Origin of the sequence: Streptomyces sp. NPDC127092, assembly GCF_042722475.1 — a bacterium.
Taxonomy (GTDB): Bacteria; Actinomycetota; Actinomycetes; order Streptomycetales; family Streptomycetaceae; genus Streptomyces.
Genome location: NZ_JBHXFE010000001.1, coordinates 21,464 through 42,010, shown reverse-complemented (window position 1 = coordinate 42,010; position 20,547 = coordinate 21,464). Strand labels below are relative to the sequence as shown.

Below are 20,547 nucleotides of genomic sequence, written 5' to 3'. Positions count from 1 at the left end.
GTAAGTACCGCGCGGATGAGGGCCGCCCACGGCACCGGACCCGCAGGCCACTCGAACAGACGACGCCCCGGTGCCCCCCTCCGATCCGGCCAAGGAGGCACCCCATGCCCACCGGAATCTCCCTGCACGTAGGACTCAACAGCGTCGACCCCGACCGCTACGGCGGCTGGGACGGCACCCTCGTGGCCTGCGAGAACGACGCCCGCGACATGGCACGCCTGGCGCGCGCGGCCGGCTTCGAGGACACCGTCGTCCTCACCCGCGAGGGCACCGCCGACCGGGTCGTCACCGAGCTGCGCGCGGCGGCCGAACGGCTCGCCGCCGGCGACATCCTGCTCTTCACCTACTCCGGCCACGGCGGCCAGGTCCCGGACGTCACCGGCCCCGACGACGAACCCGACCGGCGCGACGAGACCCTGGTCCTCTACGACCGCCAGTTCCTCGACGACGAGGTCCACCAGGAGTTCCTGCGCTTCGACGACGGCGTACGGATCTTCACGCTCTTCGACTGCTGCCACAGCGGCACCAGCATCGAAATCCCCGGCGTCACCGACGTCACCGGCCGCTACCTGCCCGAACCGAAGCAGATCGAACTCTACGAGCGCGACCGCGAGTTCTACGACGACCTGCAGCGCACGATCGCCAAGGACGCCGCCGCCGCGAGCGACGGACAGGGACCTCCGGTGATCCTGATCTCGGCCTGCCAGGACAACCAGACCGCCGCCGACGGACCCGTCAACGGAGCCTTCACCGAGGCGCTGCTGGGGGTCTGGGGCGACGGTGCCTTCCGCGGCGACTACCGCACCTTCCACCGGGCGATCCAACGCAGGCTCCCGCCCACCCAGAGCCCGAACCTCCACACGACCGGAACGCCCTCGACGGCATACCTGGGGCAGCGCCCGTTCACCGTGTGAGCCGAACGGGTCACCGGCCCACGGTCCCAGGGGTCATGGGCGCCACGCCCACGGTCCCCGGACCACGGGGCGGGGTTCACGGCCGGAGGGCGGTCGCGAGCTGGGAGCGCGAGCGGACGTCGAGCTTCTGGTAGATCCGCGTCAGCCGCGCCTCCACCGTCTTCACGCTCAGGTACAGCTTCGCCGCCGCCTCCTGGTTGCTGGCGCCCTGCCCCACCAGACGCGCGAGCCTCAGCTCCGCCTCCGTCAGCGAGGCGAGACCCGGCAACGCGTCCTCACCCACGGGTCCCTCGCCCGCAGGACCGGCCGGCGCCTCGCTCGTGAGCGCGAGCCACGGCACCGCGCCGACGCGCTCGAACGTCGCCGCGGCCGAGTGCAACGCCGCCTGCGCGGCCGAGCGGCGCCGCCGCCGGCGCTCCACACGGGCCAGCGCGACCAGCGCCCTGCCCTGCTCCAGCGGCAGCTCCGCCTCGCCGAACCGGGCCGCCGTGCCCGCGAGCAGCTCCGCCGCCGAATCCGTACGGCCCTCCGCCGCCAGGCACAGCGCGTACGCCCGGTCGCAGCCGAGCAGCACCGTCGTCCGGCCGAGCCGCTCACACACCGGGCGGACCTCCGCGAGGACCGCCATCGCCTCGTCCACCGCGTCGTGCGCGAGCAGCGCCTCCGCCAGCTCCTCGTGCCAGCGCAGCATCGACGGATCCACCGTGGACTGGGCGCGCTCGTTGCTCTCCACCCGGCGCAGCGTCTCCAGGGCCGCCGCGACGTCCCCGTTCACCAGCTGCACCCGGCCCAGCGCGTACAGACTGCGGGACAGGAAGACCCGGTCGCCCTCCTCCTCCGAGGCCTGCACACTGCGCCGGGCGTAGCTCGCCGCCCGGGCGAAGCTGCCGCCGGCGGTCTCTGCCAGCGCCAGGGCGTACCAGGCGGGCCCCGGCGAGAGCCCCGCCTCCAGGGTCAGCGCGAGCGACTGCCCGGCGTGCGCGAGCGCGGACGCGCACGGGCCGATCCGCGACTCGATCTCCGCGAGCGTGCTCAGCAGCTCGATCGCGTCCTCCACCGAACCGCGCCGCTGCACCAGCGGCAGCAGCGCGTTGAGCTGCGTCCGGGCGTCCACGAGCCGCCCGTCGAACAGGGCGTGACGGATGGTCAGGATCTGTGCCGCGTTGCGGATCCCGGCCGGCCGCTCGGCCGTCTCCAGGGCCCGCGCCTGCGCGAGCACCGCCTCCGCGTCCGAGGAGCCGAGGGCCCGCTCCATGCGCGCCTGTACGGTCAGGGCCTGCGCGGCCGTCCGCGGGTCGCCCATCGAGGCCGCCAGCTCGGCCGACTCCATCGCCGCGGCCCGCGAACGCAGCGGATCGCCGTCCGCCAGCACGTACTTGACAGCCAGCCGGAGCTGGACGGCGGCCCGCAGCGCCGTGTCGCCCTCGGAGTCCTCCATCGCGTGCACGTACATCTCGTCCAGGCCGGTCAGCCCCTGCCCCGCCGTGTCGAGCACGGCGAGCCTGGCCCGGACCCGGTCCGCGGGCGCCGCGTCCCGGGCGAGGAGATCCGTCGCGGCGCGCATCGCCAGATCGGCGCGGGCCGCGCGGGCCGCCTCCTCCGCCGCGTCCACCAGGCGGGCGATCCGCTGCTGCCCGTTCCGGCCCGGCGTCGACTCCGCGGCCAGCAGGGCCAGTTCGGCCGCCAGCGCGCTGTTGCCGCGCCGCCGTGCGAGGTCCGCCGCCTCGGCGACCTCGGCGGCCAGCTCCTCGTCCGGCGCGTCGGTGGCGAGCGCCCGGTGCCGCACCGACTCCACCGGGTCGTCCACGACCCGCGCCAACGCCGCGTGTCCGGCGCTGCGTTCGGCCCAGCAGGCGTCGTGCACCAGGGTGGAGGGCAGCAGCCCGGCCGTGAACGCGACCGTGCCGTCCTCGGACAGCGACACCAGGCCGGCCCGCTCGGCCGCGGCCAGGTCGGCCTCGGCGCCGGGCCGGCCGGCCCGGCGGACCAGCGCCGCGGTGGGCCGCAGCGCCAGGGCCGCCAGGAGCAGCGTCGCGCGCACCTCGGGCGGAGCGGCGCCGAGCAGCTGCCGGGCCAGGTCCCGGGCCCGCCCGGACAGCGTCAGCGCCTCCGCGTGGTGCACCGGCGTCCGGGCGTCGGCCAGCGAGCGGCCCACGGCGAGCGCGAGCCGCGGATTGCCGCCGCTCGCCTTGTGGATGCGGCCGGCCATCCGGGACGGCAGCCGGTGGTGGATGAGCAGTTCGGCGATCTCGTCGGCGTGCAGCGGCGGTACGAGCAGCACGTCGGCCTCCGACGGCACCCACAGACGCGTCTCGTGCGGGTCCTTGCCGTAGGCCGCGGCGCCGCCCGAGGAGTCCGCCACGGAGCCCGTGACGGGCCCGGAGGAGGCCTCGGCGGACCCGCCTGCCGTCCCGCCGGAGCCCGTGGCGCCCGTGCCGCCGGTGATGCCGTAGCCCGTACCGCCGGTGATGCCATAGCCCGTGCCGTACGCCGCGTAGGCCTCGGGCGTCTCGACGGCGATCACCCGCAGCGCGGGCGGAGCCAGATGGAGGGCGAAGCGGAGCAGGTCGGCGCTCTCCGGGTCGAGGTGCTGCATCCCGTCGACCACGAGCAGCGCGGGGCCGCGGACGGTCAGCGCCCGCAGGATGCCCGCGAGCCCGAGCCGCAGCGCGATCGGGTCCCAGCCGCCTTCCTCCGGCGGCGCCTCCCGGCACAGCATCGCGACGGCCGCCCGCTGCGGCCCCGGCAGACCGTCGAAGACGCCGGAGGCGATGACGCCCAGGCCGGGTGCGGAGGCGTGCGGGCAACCGCCCTCGTGCCCGCCGGCGGGTCCGGAGCCGGCGGACACCTGACCGGCCGGTCCCGGTCGGGCGGGCGCCGCCACGGCGGAGGATCCGGCGAGCCGGTCGTCACCGCCCGTGGCGCCGCCGCCGGCGTACGGCTGGCCGGATCCGGAAACGGAACCGGCGAAGGAGGGCGAGCCGGAGGCGGCGGGCGGGCGGCCCTCGGCCGTCGTGTGCTCACCGGTACCGGAGGCGCCGCCGGTCGCGGCCGTCGCGGACCGGGGCGGGGGAACGGTCGCGGGCGCCGCCGGGCCCGGGAAGGTGACCGTCGCGGCCACGGACGAGACGAGCGCGGCGGCGGCCGCGCCGGGTATCGCGCGGTCGGCGGGGAGCGTGGCGAGCCACAGGACCGTCTCACCGCGCGCCTCGGCGCGGGCGGCCGCCGCGAGGGCGACCTCGGTCTTGCCGACGCCGGCGGGACCGGTCAGCAGCGCACGGCCCCTGGCCTGGAGAACGCGTTCGAGCCGGGCCAGGAGTTCCTCCCGGCCCACTGGCGCAGGCCGGAGCGGCGCTGTCGTCATCTGTCCACCACCCCTCCGGCGCTCGGGCCCTGCCCGTGAGCCCGTTGCGCAGAGAATACGGAGCACGGCGCCCCAGTCCAGGCCCCTTGTCCGGCATACGGACAACGGACCCCGGTCAGCCGTCCCGGAGACGGGCGTCCCCAACTGCCGGAAGCGCCCGTGGTGTAGACCACGGGCGCTTCGCTGACCAGCGATGATGCTGGTGTGTGGGGGGTGATCAGACGGCGACTCGCGAGCGAGTCGGCCCGCTTAGAAGGTCAGGCTCCACGAGTCGATGTAGCCGGTGTCACCCGAGGCCACATCGCGGACCTGGAGCTTCCAGGTGCCGTTCGCGACCTCGCTGGACGCGTCCACCGTGTAGGTGGCGAGCACGTTGTCGGCGCTGTCGGAACCGGAGGAGGCCTTCAGGTTGCGCACGGTGCCGTCGGGGGCGATCAGGTCGATGACCAGGTCCCCGCGCCAGGTGTGCTTGATGTCCACGTCGACCTTGAGGGCGGCGGGGGCGTTGCCGGTGAGGCCGGTGACGGCGATCGAGGAGGACACGGTGGTGTTGTCCGAGATCGTCACGTTGTTCGCGTTGGTGAAGACCGTGCCGGTCGGCGGCGTGGTGGTGCCGGTGACCGCCTCGACCGACTTCGCGGCGTCCGCGATGCCGGTGCCGCAGCCGCCGGTGCAGGTGCCGGGCAGCGGGCGGGCGTTGGTCTTGATCGTCGACTCGATCTCGGCCGGGGTCAGCGTCGACTTGGCCGACTTCAGCAGGGCGGCGAGGCCGGCGATGTGCGGGGCCGCCATCGAGGTGCCCTGGTAGGGCTTGTAGTTCTCGGTCGACTGGACGGTCGTGCCGGAGTTCAGCGTGGAGTAGATGCCGTTCTCGGGCGTGGTCACGGTACCGGGCGTGTCGGTCGCGCGGCGGGTCTCGCCGCCCGGGGCCGCCACGTCCACGATGGTGCCGTAGTTGGAGTAGTACGACCGGTTGCCCTCGCGGCTGGTCGACGCCACGGTGATGACGTTCGAGCAGTTCGCGGGAGTGAAGCCGGACGCGTTGGCGTTGCTGTTGCCCGCGGCGACGACGACGGTGGTACCGCGCGAGACGGCGCCGTTGATCGCGGTCTGGTAGACGCTCGGGCAGGAGGCGCTGGCGCCGCCCAGGCTCAGGTTGATGACCTTGGCCGGGGTCGGGTTCGCCGGGACGCCCGGCACGGTGCCGCCGGAGGCCCAGGTGATCGCGTCGGCGATGTCGGCGGAGGAACCGCCGCACTTGCCGAGCACGCGCACGGGCTGGATCTTCGCGTTGTACGCGATGCCCGCGATGCCCTTGGTGTTGTTCGTGACCGCACCGATGGTGCCGGCCACGTGGGTGCCGTGCCAGGAGGAGTTGGAGGCCTTGGAGCCGGTGCCGCACTCGCCGTCGGTGGCGTTCCAGTCACCCTCGTCCTTGGCGTCGGCGTCACGGCCGTTGCCGTCACGGGCGTCGGCGGACGAGGAGATGAAGTCGTAACCGGAGACGACGTTGGTCGCCAGGTCCGAGTGGGCGGCGTAGCCGGTGTCGATGACGGCGACGGTGACGCCCGAACCGGTGGTCTTGTCCCAGGCGGTGGGGACGTTCATGCCGCCGGTGGCCTCGAAGAGGTCCCACTGCTTGGCGTAGTCGGTGTCGTTCGGCGCGACCGCCATCGCGTACGCGCGGATGTCGGGCTCGACGGAGGCGACCTGCGGGTCGGCCTTGAAGGCGGCCATGACCTCGGCGACGTCCTGCTGGGACGCGGAACCGCCCAGGTTCACCAGCGCGGCACCGCCGGCCAGGCGACGCTCGAAGGAGAGCTTCTCGCCGGTCTCGGCGGCCTTCTCGGCCGCGTCGCTCTTCGCGGCGGCGTTGGAGCCGGCCTCGGCGGACGAGGACTTGTAGGTGACGATGACCTTCTCGACGGGGGCGCTGGGCAGCGCGGTCATCGACTGCGAAGCCGGGGCCGGCTTCGGCGAGGGTGCGGCCGGGACGGCGGCGAACGCCCCGGAGGTGGTGGCAGCGGCGCCGAGGATAGCGGCGCTCGCGACCACCACGGATATGACTCTCCGCCTGGAACCGTTCAAGGTGGGGCCCTTTCGAGTACGACGTGAGTGGAGCAGTGGCGGCGGCGCGGAAACCGCGGGGCGAAGTGGGGTCGCGATCCGCCGTTCCCTGGGCGTGGGGGCCCGTGCGCCGCCACCGGCGCGACGGCCCGGGTCAAGGCCGTCCCCGGCGGACACCACCCACCCGTCCTCATGGACCTGACAGGTTGAGGTGGGGGAAAGGATCTGCCGGTGCGGCAGACAGTAGGGAACGCCGAGGTGAACTCGATACGGGGAAAACCCTTGTCACCCTCGGGGGCAGGGAGGGGGAGGGGCGGGGGCGGGCGTCAGCCCTGGTGACAAGGGTGGAGGGCCGCCGGAGCGGGACGCCGGACGCCGGACCGCGACCGCTCCCGCCGCGACCGGACCCGGGTGTGGTTCGTGGCGTTCGGAGTGTTCTCGCCCTGACAGACGGACTGTTGGCCGAATTGTTCCGTTCAGCCGAGTTCGAGGGTCGTCACCCCGAAGACACGGTCCTGGGCGAAGGCCCGGACCGGCCCCGTGTACATGCGGGCCGTCTCGAAGGTCGGTTCCAGGCCACGGGACAGGGCGAGGCGGGCCGCGGCCGGATTGGCCTCCGGCATGTCGACGGCGATGCGCGGGGCGCCGAAGGCCCGGGCCTCGGCGGCGAGGGCGTCGAGCAGCGCGGAGGCGTCGGCGGGCGTGTCCGCGAACAGCGGCCCGATCCGAGCCTCCTGCTCGGCCGGACGCACCACTCCGTAGCCGCTGACGCGCCCGTCGGTGAGCCGCACCAGGGCGCGGTGACCCGGCGCGCCCAGCCAGGCGGCGAGGAAGCGCGGCCGGTCGGCCGGATGACACGCGCTGTCGTACGCGGCGAGCTCGGCCCGGTCCACCCGCTCCGCCACCACCACGCCCGTCACCGGCCGGTCGGGCAGCGGCACTTCCCCCACGTAACGGGCCGTGCGGTACGCCGGGACGAAGCCCGAGCGGCGGTAGTTGTCCTGCTGGGCGGGCACCCCGTCGAGCCCCACCGTCCGCCCGCCCGCGTGCGCGAGCGCGGTGCGCCAGGTCGCCAGACCGTGACCGGAGCCCCGCAGGTCGGGGCGAACGAGATAGAACCCCAGGAAGGAAAAGTCGTCGCCGTAGTTGACGACCGAGATCGCGGACACCGGCTCCCCGTCCACCCGCCCCATGAAGAAGCCCTCGGGATCCTGCGCGAAGAACGCCGGGGCGTCCGCCGCACCCGGGTTCCAGCCCTCCGCCGCGCACCAGTCACGCACCAGTGACCAGTCCTGGAGGGAGGCGCGGGAGACGTGGAGGGTCATGGGGGTCCCTTCGAGGGCGCGGGGGAGGGGGCAGAGCTGGGAGGGGCGGAGTTCGGGGAGTGGAGCGGGGTTCGGGAAGTGGCGCGGATTCGGGAGATAGGAGCGGAGTTCGGGGAGTGGAGCGGACGAGCATAGCGGCGCCGGCGGCGCCTCCCGCCCGCCCCCGTCGGTTTCCGGCCGCGCCCGGATCGCTGCTTTCCGGCCGCGCGGGCGCCGCGCCGCGAGGAGATGGGGGAGGCGTCCGGCCCAGCGGGCTGCCAGGGCTCTTGCGGCCGGTCGTGGACGCGCTCGACTCGCCATCCGCTCATCCCTCTACGCTCAGCGGGGGACCCTACAGCTGGACGCCCCCTCAGCCGGGCGACGGCTTCTCCCGTCACGCGCTGGTCCCGTCAAGTCCTCATCACGCCAACCGCTCAGCCCACCAGCCGCAGCACGGTCTCCGAGATCCCGACCCGTACCGACCGGCCCCACGTCAGCTCCAGCGCGTCCGACTCGATCCCGTCGCCGAAGGCGACCAGCCGGTCCGACTCCACCACGAGGTCCAGCGTGTCCCCTTCCGCCAGCAGGCCCTCCACGCAGGCCGTTCCCGTGACCGGCGACGGCCAGGCCTCCCGTACCGTCCAGGCGAGCCGCGGGGCGGTCGGCGCGGGCAGCGGGAGGGTGCTGCCGCGCTGGTGCCAGAGCGAGCGGAGCCAGCCCGTGGCTCCCGTCCCCGTGCCGACGAGCACGCCCGAGGAGGCCTGCGCCTCGGGCGGCGCGGCCGGAGCCCGCAGGACGTAGCGGGCCGTCTGGTGGCCGGGCGGGCCGATGTAGATCTCGTTGAGGGCGAGCAGCCGCTGTGCGTCGTCCGTGACGGCCTCGACCATGGTGAGCTCCTCCGCCGCCGTCCGCGGGCCCGTGGCCGACGGCAGCAGCCGGCGCGCGTCCCCCGGCCGGTGCCGGACGAGGACGCCCGGGTTGCGCCCGGGATCGTCGTCGACTCCGACCACCGGCTGCCCCGACAGGTACTTGGCGGCATTGGCCACCAGGCCGTCCTGCCCGACGACCACGACCACGTCCTCGGGACCGAACAGGAAGCGGTCGAGGTCGGCGCGCTCGACCCGGGCCTGGCGCCAGCGGAGCGGCACCGCGGCGGACACCTCGGCGAGTGCCCGCCGGTTCCGCTCGTGCCGCTCGCGCACCTCCGTCACCGAGCGCCCGCGCGCGGCAAGTTGGAAGGCGGCCTGGCCGTGCGTGCCGTGCCGGGCGAGCAACTCCTCGTACTCCGTGGTCCGATGGACCAGCACCGCCCGCGGTGCCAGACTCACGCGCCCGCACCTCCGCCGAGTCGCGCCAGGAGGCCGGTCACGACGTCCGGCGAGAGCGTCAAGTGCTCGATGTGCGGCAGCTGTTCGGCCGCGCGGGTCGCGGCGAGCGCGTGCAGCGTCGCGGGGGCGACCTCGGCGTGTGCCCGCAGCCACGCGCTCTGCGCCTCGGCACGCGCCGCGCCGACCTCCCGCGCGGCCTCCGCCTCGGCCTGGGCGAGCCGTACCGTACGCGTGGCCTCGGCCTCGGCCCGTACGGCGTCGGCCGCGGCGTTCTCCTCCGCCTCGCGGCGCGTGTTGATGCCGCGCTGGTCGACCAGGCGCTCCTCCTGCCGGGCCAGCTCGATCTTGCTGGCCAGCTCGTTCTCGGCGATGGCGCGCTCCCGCTCGACGGCGACGGCCCGCCGTTCGTACGTCGCCCGGTCCGCCTCCTGCTGGATCTGCTCGCGCGCGGGGGTGCGCAGCGCGCGCTCGACTTCGGGCTCCGGGCGCACGGCCACGACGCGCACCGCCACGACCTCGATACCGGTGTCGGGCAGCCGCGGTTCGGCCGCGAGCCCGGCCGCGATCCGGTCCCGTACCGTGCCCACGCCGTCGACGAGCGCCTCGGCGAGCGGGATCCGGGCGAGCACGGCGAGGGCGTGCTGCTGCGCGGTCTCGGTGAGCAGGGTGCCGATCTGCTCCAGCGGAGTCCCGCGCCAGGCGCCGGTGTCCGGATCGACGGAGAAGTCGAGCCGGGTGGCCGCGGCGGCCGGATCGCCGATCCGGTAGGTGACGGTGGACTGGACGCTCACGTCCTGGAAGTCGGCGGTGCGGGCGTGGAAGGCCATCGCCAACTCACGGTCGTCGACCGGTACTTCGGACAGGGCGGCGGAGAGTGGGCGAAACCAGAAGCTCAGTCCGACGCCCTCGTGCGCGAGCCGCCCGCGCCGCTGGTGCCGGATGTGCGCGGTGGGCGCGGAGCGCAGGTGCCGCCAGCCGGCGCGGCGGGTGATGTCGGCCATGGGACCCTCCTTGTCGTCAGTGTGACGATAGGAGGTCGGTGCAGTTGTCGTCAAGGTGACGAGATGGAGGGGTGGGCGGCTCCGCGACCGCGGCCAGATCTCAGAGGGCCGGCAGTCGGTCGCGCAGCAGGCAGAACTCGTTGCCTTCCGGATCGGCCAGGACGTGCCAGCTCTCGTCGCCGGTCTGGCCGACGTCGGCGGGCTTGGCGCCGAGGGCGATCAGCCGCTCCAGCTCGGCCTCCTGGTCGCGGTCGGTGGCGTTGACGTCGATGTGCAGCGGCAGCTTCCCCGCCCGAGGGTCGCTGCTGGGGCTGAGGACGAGCGTGGGCTGCGGGCCGCCGAAGCCCACGCCGGGCGGCCCGATCTGGATGCTCCCGTCGGCCTCCCGGCCGAGGTCGACGTAGCCGAGGACCTCACTCCAGAAGGCGGCGAGCCGTTCGGGGTCGGCGCAGTCGATGACCAGCTCACTGATGCGGCATGCCATGTCCGCCACCCTATGGACGCCGCCAGGGGAGCGACCGCCGGCGGCGTCCGGGTGGGTGACGCCCGGCTAGGGCGCGGGCGGCGAAGGGGGAAGGGGGAAGTGGCTCGGGCCTGCCGGCCAGGTCGCGCCTTCGGTGGCCGCCCGTCAGGTGGCGCCTTCAGTAGTCGCCCGCCCGCTCACGCCGTCGACGGCCGCCCGCCCTCGTTCGCGCCCCCCGGGCCGGCCTCGTGCAGGCGGGCCGAGACGTCCTCGTGGGCGAGGCGGCGGAGGGCGAGGAGGATGGGCTCGTACAGGGTCGTGTAGGCGACGGTCGCCTCGATGGCCTCCTCCAGGACCGGGTAGTCGTCGATCACCGTGAGCTCCTCCTCGGCGATCGGACGCAGCGCCAGCGCGTACTTCCGGATGTCGTCCATCTCGCCGCGGTAACCGAGCGAGCGCACGCTGGTGATCGCACGGACGAGCGAGGCGAGCGCGGGAGCCTCGTCGTAGACGCGCCAGTCGAGCTCCGTCAGGAGCTCGCGCACCTCGGCCGCGACCTGGTCCCACAGTTCCCGCTCGGGCGCGCCCTCATCCGGCGGTTCGACGCGCGGGCCGAGCATGTAGGTGGCGATGCCGAGCCGTTCGTGCCGCCCGAACGCCGGGTCGTCGGCGACCGCGAGCACGTCACGGGCCTGCTGCACCGTCATGCCGCCGACCGTGAGCAGCGCCCGTACCAGGCGCAGTCGACGCAGGTGCTCCTCGCCGTAGTCGGACTGCCGGGCGGTGACGGGTGTGCCGGGCGCGAGCAGGCCCTCGCGCAGGTAGTACTTCACCGTCGCGACCGATACGCCGCTGCGGGCGCTCAGCTCGGAGAGGCGCACCTGGAATCCACCGTTCCCGTTCTCGTTCTCGTGCGTCGTTCGTGTTCGTCGTTTCCGCCGTCTCGACACGGCTTTCGAGGAGTTCTACTCTGCGGTCCAAGGATAGTCGAGCTATCCATCATCGGACGGATGGGGGACGGACCATGGCGCGACTCGGACTGGGCGACGGTATGCGGCTGTTCACGGTGCCCGAGTGGTACGCCGCGAAGCCGTACGGGACGGCGGCCGTCGGCGGGGAGCCCGGCGTGGAGCCCGGCCGGGAGGCCGGTGACGGGGTCGGCGGCGGAGCCGGTGGCGAGGCCGGCGGGGCGGCGGGTCAGCGGGGCGGGGACGCCCGGGAAGCCGGTCGCGGCGGGCGCGGCGGTCGCGGCGGTCGCGCCGAGCGACGCCGGGTGCGGCGGGGCCGCTTCATGGCGGTCAACGCCGAGCCCGTCACCGTGTTCCTGATCGGCGCCCGCATCAACCGCTGGCGCTCGGTGCGGGGTTGGCTTCCGGTCGTCATGGCGATGCCCGGCATGATCAAGGAACTGAGCGATGATCCGCACAGCGGCTTCCTCGGGTACCGGATGCTCCTCGGGCCGCGCTTCGGCGAGGTGACGATCGTGCAGTACTGGCGACGTGCGGGCGACATCCGCGCGTACGCGGGCGACACCGGACGCCGCCACCACCCGGCCCAGAGCGCCTTCTGGCGCCGCTACTTCAGCAGTAACGGCGCGGTCGGCATCTGGCACGAGATCTACTCGGTGCGCCCCGGCGCGTACCAGGCCCTGTACGGGGACATGCCGCCGACGGGCGTCGGTGCGATCCACGGCATCGAACCGGCCGTCCCGCGCGAGAAGGGCGGCTACGAGAGCTCGACGGAGCCGGTCTACGCGGCCCAGCTGGGCGCCCGCGACGGCGCCACGCGTGCGCCGAAGGGCGCGTAGGGAAGGGGGGTGGGCGACGGCAGGAAAAACACGTTGGTGCACGGTCGTCGAGGTGGCATGATCCGCCTGTTCACGAACAGGAGGACGTTTGTTCGTATTCGTCTGTGCGGGGTGCGAGGCGGAGCTGACCGCCCCCCTGCACCGGGTCGCGTTTCCCGACCACGCCCACCAGGGCTACGGCAACGGCGTGTCGATGCCGGTCCTGATGGACGAGGGCACCTTCGCCGTCGACCCGCTGCCGTCCGGGCCGCCGTGGCGCCGCTGGGAGGACCTGCCGGAAGGCGAGGCCGAAGCGCGGGGCTGGTACGCGCCGGTCTGGGGAATCCCGTACGGCCCTCCCGGGGCGGTGCTCATCGCCCCGGGCGACTCGTGGGGGACGGTGCTGGTCCCCGAGCGGCGCGGTGAAGGGTCCTGTTGTGGCATCAACGGGGCCGACGGCCCGAACCTCGCGTGCCTGGAGTGCCGCGCCCTGGTCGCCACCCGCATCGACGACTGCTCGCTCTGGCAGGCGGTGTGGCTGGATCCCCGCGCGGTACGCCGTGTCGCCGCCGGACCGCCCCGGGAGCCGCTCACGTGGGAGGCGCTGCTCGCCGAGCGCCGGATCGTCCCGCCCGTGAACCAGCTCGGGCGCTGGAGCCCGGTCTGGGAGGCGTCGGTCGGCGCGGCCCTGGCCCATGTGGTCGCGGCCTCGGAGGGCCGGCCCGTCGACGTGCCGGAGGGCCGGGTGGCAGAGGTGTTCCGGCACACGCTGGACGGTTTGCTGCCGCGGGCCCCGGGGGCACGGGCGAAACGGATGGTCCTGGCGGGACCCGGACTGCCCGCGCCGGACGGGTCCGCGGAACTCGTCCTCGTACCACGGCACCCGGAGACGGGCGAGCCGTGGCGGCCCGCCGGGCAGCGGGAGGGCCGGGGGCCGGACGTCGTACCGCTGGCCGCCGCCGTGTGGCTGTGCCTCGCCTTCGGCGAACCGCCGCCACTGCCGTTGCCGGCGAGCGGCCGCCTGGCCCGGGACGTCCTGCGCGACGAGCCGCCGCCACTGCGCCCGAACTGGAGCTTCCGCCCCGACGGAGCGGTCTTCGCACGCACCCTCGCCCGGCACCCGGAGGCCCGCACCCTCTGGCTACGCGACGTCCTCGACGGCCTCCGCGGCCGCCGACCCCGCTATCAGGGGCTCTTCTAGGCGAGCACGGAAGCTCCTGCCCGGCCCCGCCGGTCAGACGAAACCCCTTTCCGGACACCCCTTAGTGCTCTGACCGGGAAGGTGATGAGGATCTGTGAAATCGGCTGTGACCGCGCTTCCGTGATGACTACGACTGGATGAGGTGCGATGTCTGCTTTTGGATGGCCCGATGGAACGCATTGAGGCTGAGCTGTTCACGGATCCTGGCAACGAGGCGGTTGTCCGTTTGCCCCCACGTCGCTTCCCGGGGGTGCTGATCCAGGGTGACTCGCTGTCGATCATCCGCGGCGACGTTGCTGAGATCGTGGAGGCGTGTGCTCAGGGCGACATCGATAACGCCCATGAGGCTGCCACCATCCTCCTGGCCAACTTCGACGAACTGCTGGACCGCTACGAGAAGGCGTTGGAAGCTCACGGCATTGAGCCGCCCTACGGACCGCGCGCGTAGGGGCTGGCATGCCGGATCGTTTCGTCGCGGCACAACTCCGGTATGGGGTTGCATGAGCTGTCGGACATCCTGTTCCCGGGAATCGAGCTGAGGATTGAGCGGCTGCATGTCGGGAGCCGCACCCTGTTCGTCGACGCGGTTGGTACTGCTCCTCCTGGCCGTTGTCCGGACTGCGGCAACGGTGCACGGCGGGTTCACAGCCGGTACTGGCGGCGGCTGGCTGATCGGCCTGTCGGCGGTCGAGAAGTGCTCGTCCGACTACGAGTGAGGCGGTTCCTCTGTGACGTGTCGCTGTGCCACCGCCGGACTTTCGTTGAGCAAGTCGAGGGTTTCACGAGGTCACACAGCCAATCGTCGGTGGCCATGCGTCACCTTGCCCGTCTCGTAGCTGTGGAACTGGGAGGCCGCCCGGGAGAACGCCTCTGCCGACGGCTGGCATTGTCCGGCCGACGGACGCCGCTCATCCGTCTGCTGTCGGCGCCGGTGGTGCCGGCCGGGGCTCCTCGGGTGCTGGGGGTGGATGATTTTGCCTTCCGGCGTGGCCACACATACGGAACGGTGCTCGTGGACGTTGAACAGGGAAAGCCGTTCGACGTGCTGCCCGACCGCAGCTCGGAGACCTTCCTCGCCTGGCTGGAGGCCCACCCCGGAGCGGAGATCATCTGCCGGGACCGGGCCACCGGATACACCCGCGCGATCAAACAGGCTGCCACCGGGGCGATCGAAGTGGCCGACCGGTGGCATCTGCTGCAGAACCTGTCCGTGGTGGTGGAGAAGACATGTCATCGGCACCGCTCCTGCCTGCGGAAACGCGCTCAGGAGCTGACTCGACCTGACGCCCCGGTCCCCGACACATGGGTGCCGGATCAGCCAGCCGTGCTGCCGAAGACCGCCATCGTCGAGCGGACCCTCCACCGCCATGCCGACATCCTTGACCTGGTGGACAAAGGATGGACGATCAGCGCGATCGCCCGCCGCTTGGGCATGGACCGCAAGACAGTGCGGCACTTCCGCGACACCGATCTCACTGTGCTCATCGAATCCGCCCGGCATCGCCGAACAGGGCTCCTCACCCCCTTTCACCCTTACCTGCAGGCCCGCTTCCTCAACGGCTGCACGGACGCTAGCCGGCTCTTCCGCGAAGTCCGTGAGCGGGGATTCGGGGGCACGGTTCAAACTGTCCGCCGATACGTCGCGACCCTTCGGGACGGCACCGCCATACCCGCACCAGCGCCAATTCCGAGCCCACGTGCGATCACGTCCTTGATCATGCGTCGCCGTGTCGTAGAAGGCCATGTCAACCGGATCAAGACGATCAAGCGGCAGATGTACGGCCGAGCCTCGTTCCGTGTACTGAGAGCCCGAATCCTCATCCAGCCGTAGTCATCACGGAAGCGCGGTCACAGCCGTGAAATCGGCCGGCGCTGCTCCTCGTCCCCCACTCGGTTGCTGTCGGCAACGATGGCCCGTGCCCGCCGACCGTGCAGTGTGCGGGCCGTGCCGAGCGGTCAAGGCTTCGTGGCGGGGTCTTCCCGGGCTCGCGGGTCTGGTCTTGGTCTTGTTGAGGTAGCCGGTACACCGGCGACCGGCAGACCGAACAGGTCAGCGATCTGCTGAACGGTCTCCGGCATGCCGAAGCCTGTTGGCGGCCCCCCGCGAAGTTCACACGTATCGCGCAGGCGCGGTGAGCTCCGCAGCGCTCATGGCGTGCCAGCCTGGGAGCGGTCGTGTGGTGTAGCCCCTGCAGGACTCCCCTGGAGGGCGCTTGGCTTGTTCGAGGAGGGGCATGCCCTGGACAGTCGCCGCCCAGGAGTCCGCTTCGACCGTCTCGCTGTTCTGGTCGGCGGTGATCGGTGGAATCGGTGGTGTGATCGGAAGCGCGGCGACGTCGCTCGTCTCGTGGCGCGCCCTGGCCGACACGAGGAAGGCGCGACAGCGGTCCGAGGAGCGGGAGGCGATGGAGACGATCACGTCGGCGGTCCTCCCGGTGTGGCAGGTGTACCGGAACCGCGATGTGCTGACGGAGCCGGCGCCCGACGGATACGAAACGTGGCCCGACTACTTCCATTCGGCTCTAGGCACAGCCGAAGCGGCCGTGTTGGCTTTTCGCAGCAAGGAGCTGCGCGATCGTCTCAATGACTCCATGGATCTGCTGATCTGGGGTGCCACAGGTGAGCAGCTCCTGTACGAGACCGGGACGCACCCGCGTTTCGTCGCGTTCCTGGCCCAGAACGACGTATTGGAGTGCCTGGGCGCCAATCTGCGGGGTGATCCACTCCCCTCGACTGCCGAGTCATGGACGGAGGTCACCTCGCATCGGCGGTGGCAGCAAGAACAGGAGCGGCGTGCCGAACAAGGGGAATAGGGGGACGGCGTCCATCGTGGTGCCAACACCGACAACTGCCGGGCCACACTCGCCAAGCACTACGACGTGGACAGCTCGCCGTGTCGCTGGCCAAAAGGGGCTCCGGCCAGCGAGCCGCTCGACCACGCCCTCGGACGCTCCCGTGACGGACTGACCAACAAGATCCACCTCGCCCCCGACAGCCGCTGCCGCCCGCTCCTCTTCGTCCTCACACCCGGCCAGGCAGGCGACGCACCTGCATCCCCCGGGTCATGCCTCGTCTGTGGGTGCCCCGGCCGGTCGGCCTGACCCGGAGGTGCGGCTACCCTGCCCGGTCGAGCGTGACTTCGATGTCGATCGGAGCGGACCGCCACATCGCGACCAGGAGCGGGTCCTGGTCGATGAAACGGCGAGTAGCCGCGAGGGCATCCGCTCGCGGCTCGCCGATGGCAGCGTGATCGAAACCGCTGTCTCCCCCACCGGAGATGTGCAGGTCCGCCCAGGCAGGGTCCTCGGCGAAGTACGCCTGGAACTCCGCCTTCCAGTACTGGGGCTGCCAGTACGGATCCTGCCGATCGCCGTCCTCGTTGACCGCCAGCAGCCGTCCAAGAGACAGCGCGGGCCAGTTCCCGGTCCAGTCCCAGACGCCCCACTCGACGATGAAGCCGTCCCCGTCTTCCTCGGGCCCCTCAATGCCGTCGACCGGTACCTGCACGAACTCCTCGAAGGCAGCCCACGCCGCCTCCATGGTGCAGGCACCAGCGGCGACACCATGCCGACCCAGTATCTGCTCGAACGCTGCGGCGCTGGACCGCCAGGAGATGGCCATGCCGCCAGGCTAGCTGCACTGATCATCCCCTCCAGACTCATGACGGAGGTCCCCGCATCATGATCCCTAGGAAACGGCCTAGCGGGCGGGCTCCGGTAGCGGATCGGGGGCCTTCAGGCCGTCCGGTACGGCAAGGAGCGCGGGCTCGTCGAGGGCTGTGCCGATCGGCGGGGCGAGAGGCCCGGCAGTCGGCCGGGCCGATGGCTGGTCGGTGGGCCGGGCGGACGGCTGGGCGGGCGGTGTGGGCCCGCGGGGTGTCGGGACCGGGCCGGGCTGCGGGGCCAGGCGCGGGGAGGGGCCGGTGGTCAGCAGGACCACCCCGCGCGCCGCGACCAGCGCCGCGACAGCGGCGACCGCCCAGCCCCAGACGCCCGCGCGGAAGGTCTCGCCCAGCAATGCCACGCCGATCACCGCGGCGGCGGCCGGGTTGGAAAGGTTGACGACGGCGAGCGGAGCGGCGAGCCCGCCGCGATACGCCGCCTGGGAGAGGAGCAGCCCGCCCACCGCGAACGCGGCGATGAGGACGGCGAGCAGCGCCGTCTGCCACCAGCCCGTCAGCCCGTCCGCCGGTCCGCCAGGCAGGTCCCGGGCGAGCGCGGCGGTCAGCGTCTGCGTCAGCGCCGAGCCGACGGCCGAGGCCACCCCCGAAGCCGTCGCGTGCCCGAGGCCGCGGCCCCGCTTCCGGTCCCCGCTCCGCTGGCGGGAGACGAGCAGGGCGATCAGCAGCAGCGTGGCCGCCGTGACGATCAGCGTCTCGCGCAGGTCGAGCACCTCGTCCGGCGCGACCGGGCCGGTCACGGCCACGAGCCCGACCAGACCCGCCAGAGTCCACAGCGCGCCCCGCCACTCGATCCGGCTGACCCGCCGGTGCGCCCCGTACGCGCCGATCGGCAGCGCCGCCACGAGCGTCAGCGCGCCGAGCGGCTGGACGAGGGTGAGCGGCCCGTAGTGAAGGGCGGCGACATGGGCGAGCGCGCCGGCGGCGTTCAGCCCCACCGCCCACCACCACTGCGGGCGGGCGAGCAGCCGGCGCAGCGCGCCGCGCCCGCCGGCGGACGCCGAGGCGAGCCGTGACTGGGCTACGGCGGCGAGCGCGTAACCGGCTGCCGACACGAGCGACAGCAGAACCGCGACCGCGGTACCGGCGGCCCCTCCGACGGCGTTCATCGCAGCGCTCATCGCAGTGCTCCCGCGATCGCGGCGACCGCCGTCGGAGACGCGGCGGGGAAGGCGGCAGGGAAGGCGGCGGCGGCCGGGGCGGCCAGGAGGCTCGTGGTCGATGTGGCTGACGGGGCGGGCAGGGCCGACGGGCCCGACGGGGCCGACAGGGCCAACGGGGCGGACGGGCCGGGCACGGCCGACGGGGCCGACGGGGCGGACATCGTGTACGAGGCGGAGGAGCCGGATGAGGCGGGTGAGGTGGTCCGAGTGGATGTGGTGGACCGAGCGGGCGGCGCGAGTGATCGGTGGGCGTCCTGCGGTCTCCGCCACCCGTCGTCGTCCGGTGCCGGTACGACGAGCAGCGCGAGCGCCAGGAGAACGGCCGCCGCCAGCGCGTCGAACCAGTAGTGGTTGGCCGTGCCGACGATCACGAACAGGGTGAGCAGCGGGTGCAGCAGCCACAACCACCGTCCGCCCGAACGCGAGGCGGCGATCAGCCCGATCGCCACCATCAGGGCCCAGCCGAAGTGGAGCGAGGGCATCGCGGCGAACTGGTTGGCCATCGAGTCCGTCTCCGGCGTCGCGCCGTACACGGAAGGCCCGTACACCCGTGCGGTGTCGATCAGACCGCTCGCGGCCAGCATCCGCGGCGGTGCGAGCGGCAGCAGCAGGTGCAGCGCCAGCGCGGCGGCGGTGAGGAGGGCGAGCACCCGGCGGGACCAGAGGTAGTGGGCCGGGCGGCGCCAGTAGAGCCAGGCGAGAAAGGCGAGGGTGGCCGGGAAGTGCACGGCCGCGTAGTACGTGTTCGCCACCCTGACCAGACCGTCGCCGTGCAGCAGCAGCTGCTGCACCCCGCCCTCGCCGGGCAGGTGCACGGCGCGCTCGAGGTCCCACACGCGGTCGGCGTTGTGGAAGGCGCGGGTCTCGTGGCCGTTCGCGAAAAGCCGGCCGAACTTGTAGACGAGGAAGAGCGCCGTGACCAGCAGCAGCTCGCGCACCAGCGGCGGGCGTGCGGGGGAAACAGGGGCGTCGGGGGTAGCCGTCGCCCCCGGTCCTGCAGGACGAGTTCTTCGTATCCCGCGTATCCCGGAAGCCATGGCGCGGCCCTCGTTTTCCGTCGAATTCTCCGCCAAAGCGGACAGCAAACGGAGGAACTCTAGATCCGAATCTATCGAGACGCAAGCGTCTCGATACGTTTGCGTCTCGATTGCGCGCCCCCTACCCTCGGATGTGCGGAAACAGATCCGCTGGGGTACGGGGTGTCCGGGAGGAAGCCGATGTCCACGCAGGCCGCGACCGCCGCCGCCCGTCGCAGCAAGCTCACCCCCGAGCGGGAGGCCGAGCTGTACGAGGCGGTCATCTGCCTGCTGCGCGAGGGCGGCTACGACTCCGTCACCATGGAGGGCGTCGCCGCCCGCACCAAGTGCGGCAAGGCCACGCTGTACCGCCAGTGGGGGACCAAACCCCGGCTCGTCACCGCGGCCCTGGACAAGCGGCGCTGCGCCGTCTTCACCGGCATCGACACCGGCTCGCTCGTCGGCGACCTGCGAGAGGCGGCCCGCCTCGCCGCCTCCCGGCGTGACCGCGACGCCGAACTGATGGAGGCGGTCAGCCAGGCGTACATCCAGCACCCCGATCTGCGCGCGGCCCTGCGCGAGACCGTCATCGAGCCGGAGGTCGCCGCCCTCGACGCGATGCTCGCCCGGGCGGTCGAGCGCGGCGAGATCGCCGCCGACAACCCGGCTATCGCCTTCGTGGCCCCCTGCTTCCTGGGCATGCTGCGCATCGAGCGCCTCTTCGAGGACCGGTTCGCCGACGAGGCGACCATGCGGACCTTCGTGGACGCGGTACTGCTGCCCGCCCTCCGGGTGGAAGCGGCCGACCCTCAGATGTGAAGCCGGTGCCTGTCCGGCACTCTGAAGGCATGCCCCACACGCCACCGCCGCCCCGGCTCCGCGTCCGCCGCATCTACGAGCCGCCCGAGCCCGACGACGGCCTGCGGGTGCTCGTCGACCGGCTCTGGCCCCGCGGCATCGCCAAGGCCGACGCGCACATCGACGACTGGCCCAAGGCCCTCACGCCCTCCGACGAACTGCGCCGCTGGTACCACGGGACCGAGGGCGAGTTCGAGGAGTTCCGCCGCCGTTACGAGCGCGAGCTCGCCGAACCGGCCGCCGCCGAGGCCCTCTCCGAGCTGCGCGCCCGCGCCGCCGAAGGGCCGGTCACCCTCCTCACCGCCGCCAAGGACCCGTCGGTCAGTCACACCGCGGTCCTCACCGAGCTCCTCGAAGCGCGGTAGTACGCCTCCGCGCGTCGCTTTCCCGCCACCTCCTCGCC

The 20,547-nt window shown here is 72.9% G+C and carries 18 protein-coding genes; 8 read left to right on the top strand and 10 right to left on the bottom strand.

Features of this window, described 5'->3' with window-relative positions:
- The first annotated feature begins 104 nt into the window (after window positions 1–104).
- Complete coding sequence (locus ACFWJO_RS00190; protein ID WP_386862571.1) at window positions 105–914, top strand: caspase family protein; 810 nt, start codon at window positions 105–107, stop codon at window positions 912–914.
- Between the two features lie 76 nt (window positions 915–990).
- On the opposite strand, the gene ACFWJO_RS00185 is transcribed toward ACFWJO_RS00190, so the two are convergent.
- The 7 genes from ACFWJO_RS00185 to ACFWJO_RS00155 form a co-directional block, all read right to left on the bottom strand.
- Window positions 991–4,278, bottom strand: a complete 3,288-nt coding sequence (locus tag ACFWJO_RS00185; RefSeq protein ID WP_386862570.1) for an AAA family ATPase — start codon at window positions 4,276–4,278, stop codon at window positions 991–993.
- 249 nt (window positions 4,279–4,527) lie between these two features.
- Complete coding sequence (locus tag ACFWJO_RS00180) at window positions 4,528–6,228, bottom strand: S8 family serine peptidase (protein ID WP_386862833.1); 1,701 nt, start codon at window positions 6,226–6,228, stop codon at window positions 4,528–4,530.
- 593 nt (window positions 6,229–6,821) lie between these two features.
- Window positions 6,822–7,670, bottom strand: a complete 849-nt coding sequence (locus ACFWJO_RS00175; protein ID WP_386862569.1) for a GNAT family N-acetyltransferase — start codon at window positions 7,668–7,670, stop codon at window positions 6,822–6,824.
- A 413-nt stretch (window positions 7,671–8,083) separates the two neighbouring features.
- On the bottom strand, window positions 8,084–8,977 hold the full coding sequence (locus ACFWJO_RS00170; RefSeq protein WP_386862568.1) for a hypothetical protein: 894 nt from the start codon (window positions 8,975–8,977) through the stop codon (window positions 8,084–8,086).
- On the bottom strand, window positions 8,974–9,978 hold the full coding sequence (locus tag ACFWJO_RS00165; protein WP_386862567.1) for an SPFH domain-containing protein: 1,005 nt from the start codon (window positions 9,976–9,978) through the stop codon (window positions 8,974–8,976). Before ACFWJO_RS00165 ends, ACFWJO_RS00170 begins: the two co-directional genes overlap by 4 nt.
- Window positions 9,979–10,078: 100 nt before the next feature.
- Window positions 10,079–10,462, bottom strand: a complete 384-nt coding sequence (locus ACFWJO_RS00160) for a VOC family protein (protein ID WP_386862566.1) — start codon at window positions 10,460–10,462, stop codon at window positions 10,079–10,081.
- A 176-nt stretch (window positions 10,463–10,638) separates the two neighbouring features.
- Complete coding sequence (locus tag ACFWJO_RS00155) at window positions 10,639–11,322, bottom strand: MerR family transcriptional regulator (RefSeq protein ID WP_386862565.1); 684 nt, start codon at window positions 11,320–11,322, stop codon at window positions 10,639–10,641.
- Between the two features lie 143 nt (window positions 11,323–11,465).
- On the opposite strand from ACFWJO_RS00155, the gene ACFWJO_RS00150 reads away from it, so the two are divergent.
- The 5 genes from ACFWJO_RS00150 (at window position 11,466) to ACFWJO_RS00130 (ending at window position 16,241) form a co-directional block, all read left to right on the top strand.
- Window positions 11,466–12,248 carry a DUF4188 domain-containing protein gene (locus tag ACFWJO_RS00150; protein ID WP_386862564.1) on the top strand — a complete coding sequence of 261 codons (783 nt, stop codon included), beginning with the start codon at window positions 11,466–11,468 and terminating at the stop codon, window positions 12,246–12,248.
- A gap of 88 nt (window positions 12,249–12,336) precedes the next feature.
- The gene (locus tag ACFWJO_RS00145) at window positions 12,337–13,428 is read left to right on the top strand and encodes a hypothetical protein (RefSeq protein WP_386862563.1); all 1,092 of its coding nucleotides are present in this window, start codon (window positions 12,337–12,339) and stop codon (window positions 13,426–13,428) included.
- Window positions 13,429–13,597: 169 nt separating this feature from the next.
- Window positions 13,598–13,876, top strand: a complete 279-nt coding sequence (locus ACFWJO_RS00140; RefSeq protein WP_386862562.1) for a DUF6959 family protein — start codon at window positions 13,598–13,600, stop codon at window positions 13,874–13,876.
- Window positions 13,877–13,918: 42 nt separating this feature from the next.
- Window positions 13,919–15,259, top strand: a complete 1,341-nt coding sequence (locus ACFWJO_RS00135) for an ISL3 family transposase (protein ID WP_386862561.1) — start codon at window positions 13,919–13,921, stop codon at window positions 15,257–15,259.
- A 403-nt stretch (window positions 15,260–15,662) separates the two neighbouring features.
- A complete protein-coding gene (locus ACFWJO_RS00130) occupies window positions 15,663–16,241 on the top strand; it encodes a hypothetical protein (RefSeq protein WP_386862560.1) in 579 nt (192 codons plus the stop codon).
- A 301-nt stretch (window positions 16,242–16,542) separates the two neighbouring features.
- Here the strand turns inward: ACFWJO_RS00130 and ACFWJO_RS00125 are convergent, their stop codons facing one another.
- From ACFWJO_RS00125 to ACFWJO_RS00115, 3 genes are all read right to left on the bottom strand, one after another.
- Entirely contained in the window at window positions 16,543–17,049 is a 507-nt protein-coding gene (locus ACFWJO_RS00125) for a hypothetical protein (protein WP_386862559.1), read from the bottom strand.
- Window positions 17,050–17,127: 78 nt separating this feature from the next.
- Complete coding sequence (locus ACFWJO_RS00120; protein WP_386862558.1) at window positions 17,128–18,228, bottom strand: DMT family transporter; 1,101 nt, start codon at window positions 18,226–18,228, stop codon at window positions 17,128–17,130.
- Window positions 18,225–19,307, bottom strand: a complete 1,083-nt coding sequence (locus tag ACFWJO_RS00115; RefSeq protein ID WP_386862557.1) for a phosphatase PAP2 family protein — start codon at window positions 19,305–19,307, stop codon at window positions 18,225–18,227. The genes ACFWJO_RS00120 and ACFWJO_RS00115 overlap by 4 nt, the downstream gene beginning before the upstream one ends.
- A gap of 180 nt (window positions 19,308–19,487) precedes the next feature.
- Between ACFWJO_RS00115 and ACFWJO_RS00110 the strand changes: the two genes are divergently transcribed.
- The gene (locus ACFWJO_RS00110) at window positions 19,488–20,105 is read left to right on the top strand and encodes a TetR/AcrR family transcriptional regulator C-terminal ligand-binding domain-containing protein (protein WP_386862556.1); all 618 of its coding nucleotides are present in this window, start codon (window positions 19,488–19,490) and stop codon (window positions 20,103–20,105) included.
- 29 nt (window positions 20,106–20,134) lie between these two features.
- On the top strand, window positions 20,135–20,509 hold the full coding sequence (locus ACFWJO_RS00105) for a DUF488 domain-containing protein (RefSeq protein ID WP_386862555.1): 375 nt from the start codon (window positions 20,135–20,137) through the stop codon (window positions 20,507–20,509).
- Window positions 20,510–20,547 lie beyond the last annotated feature (38 nt).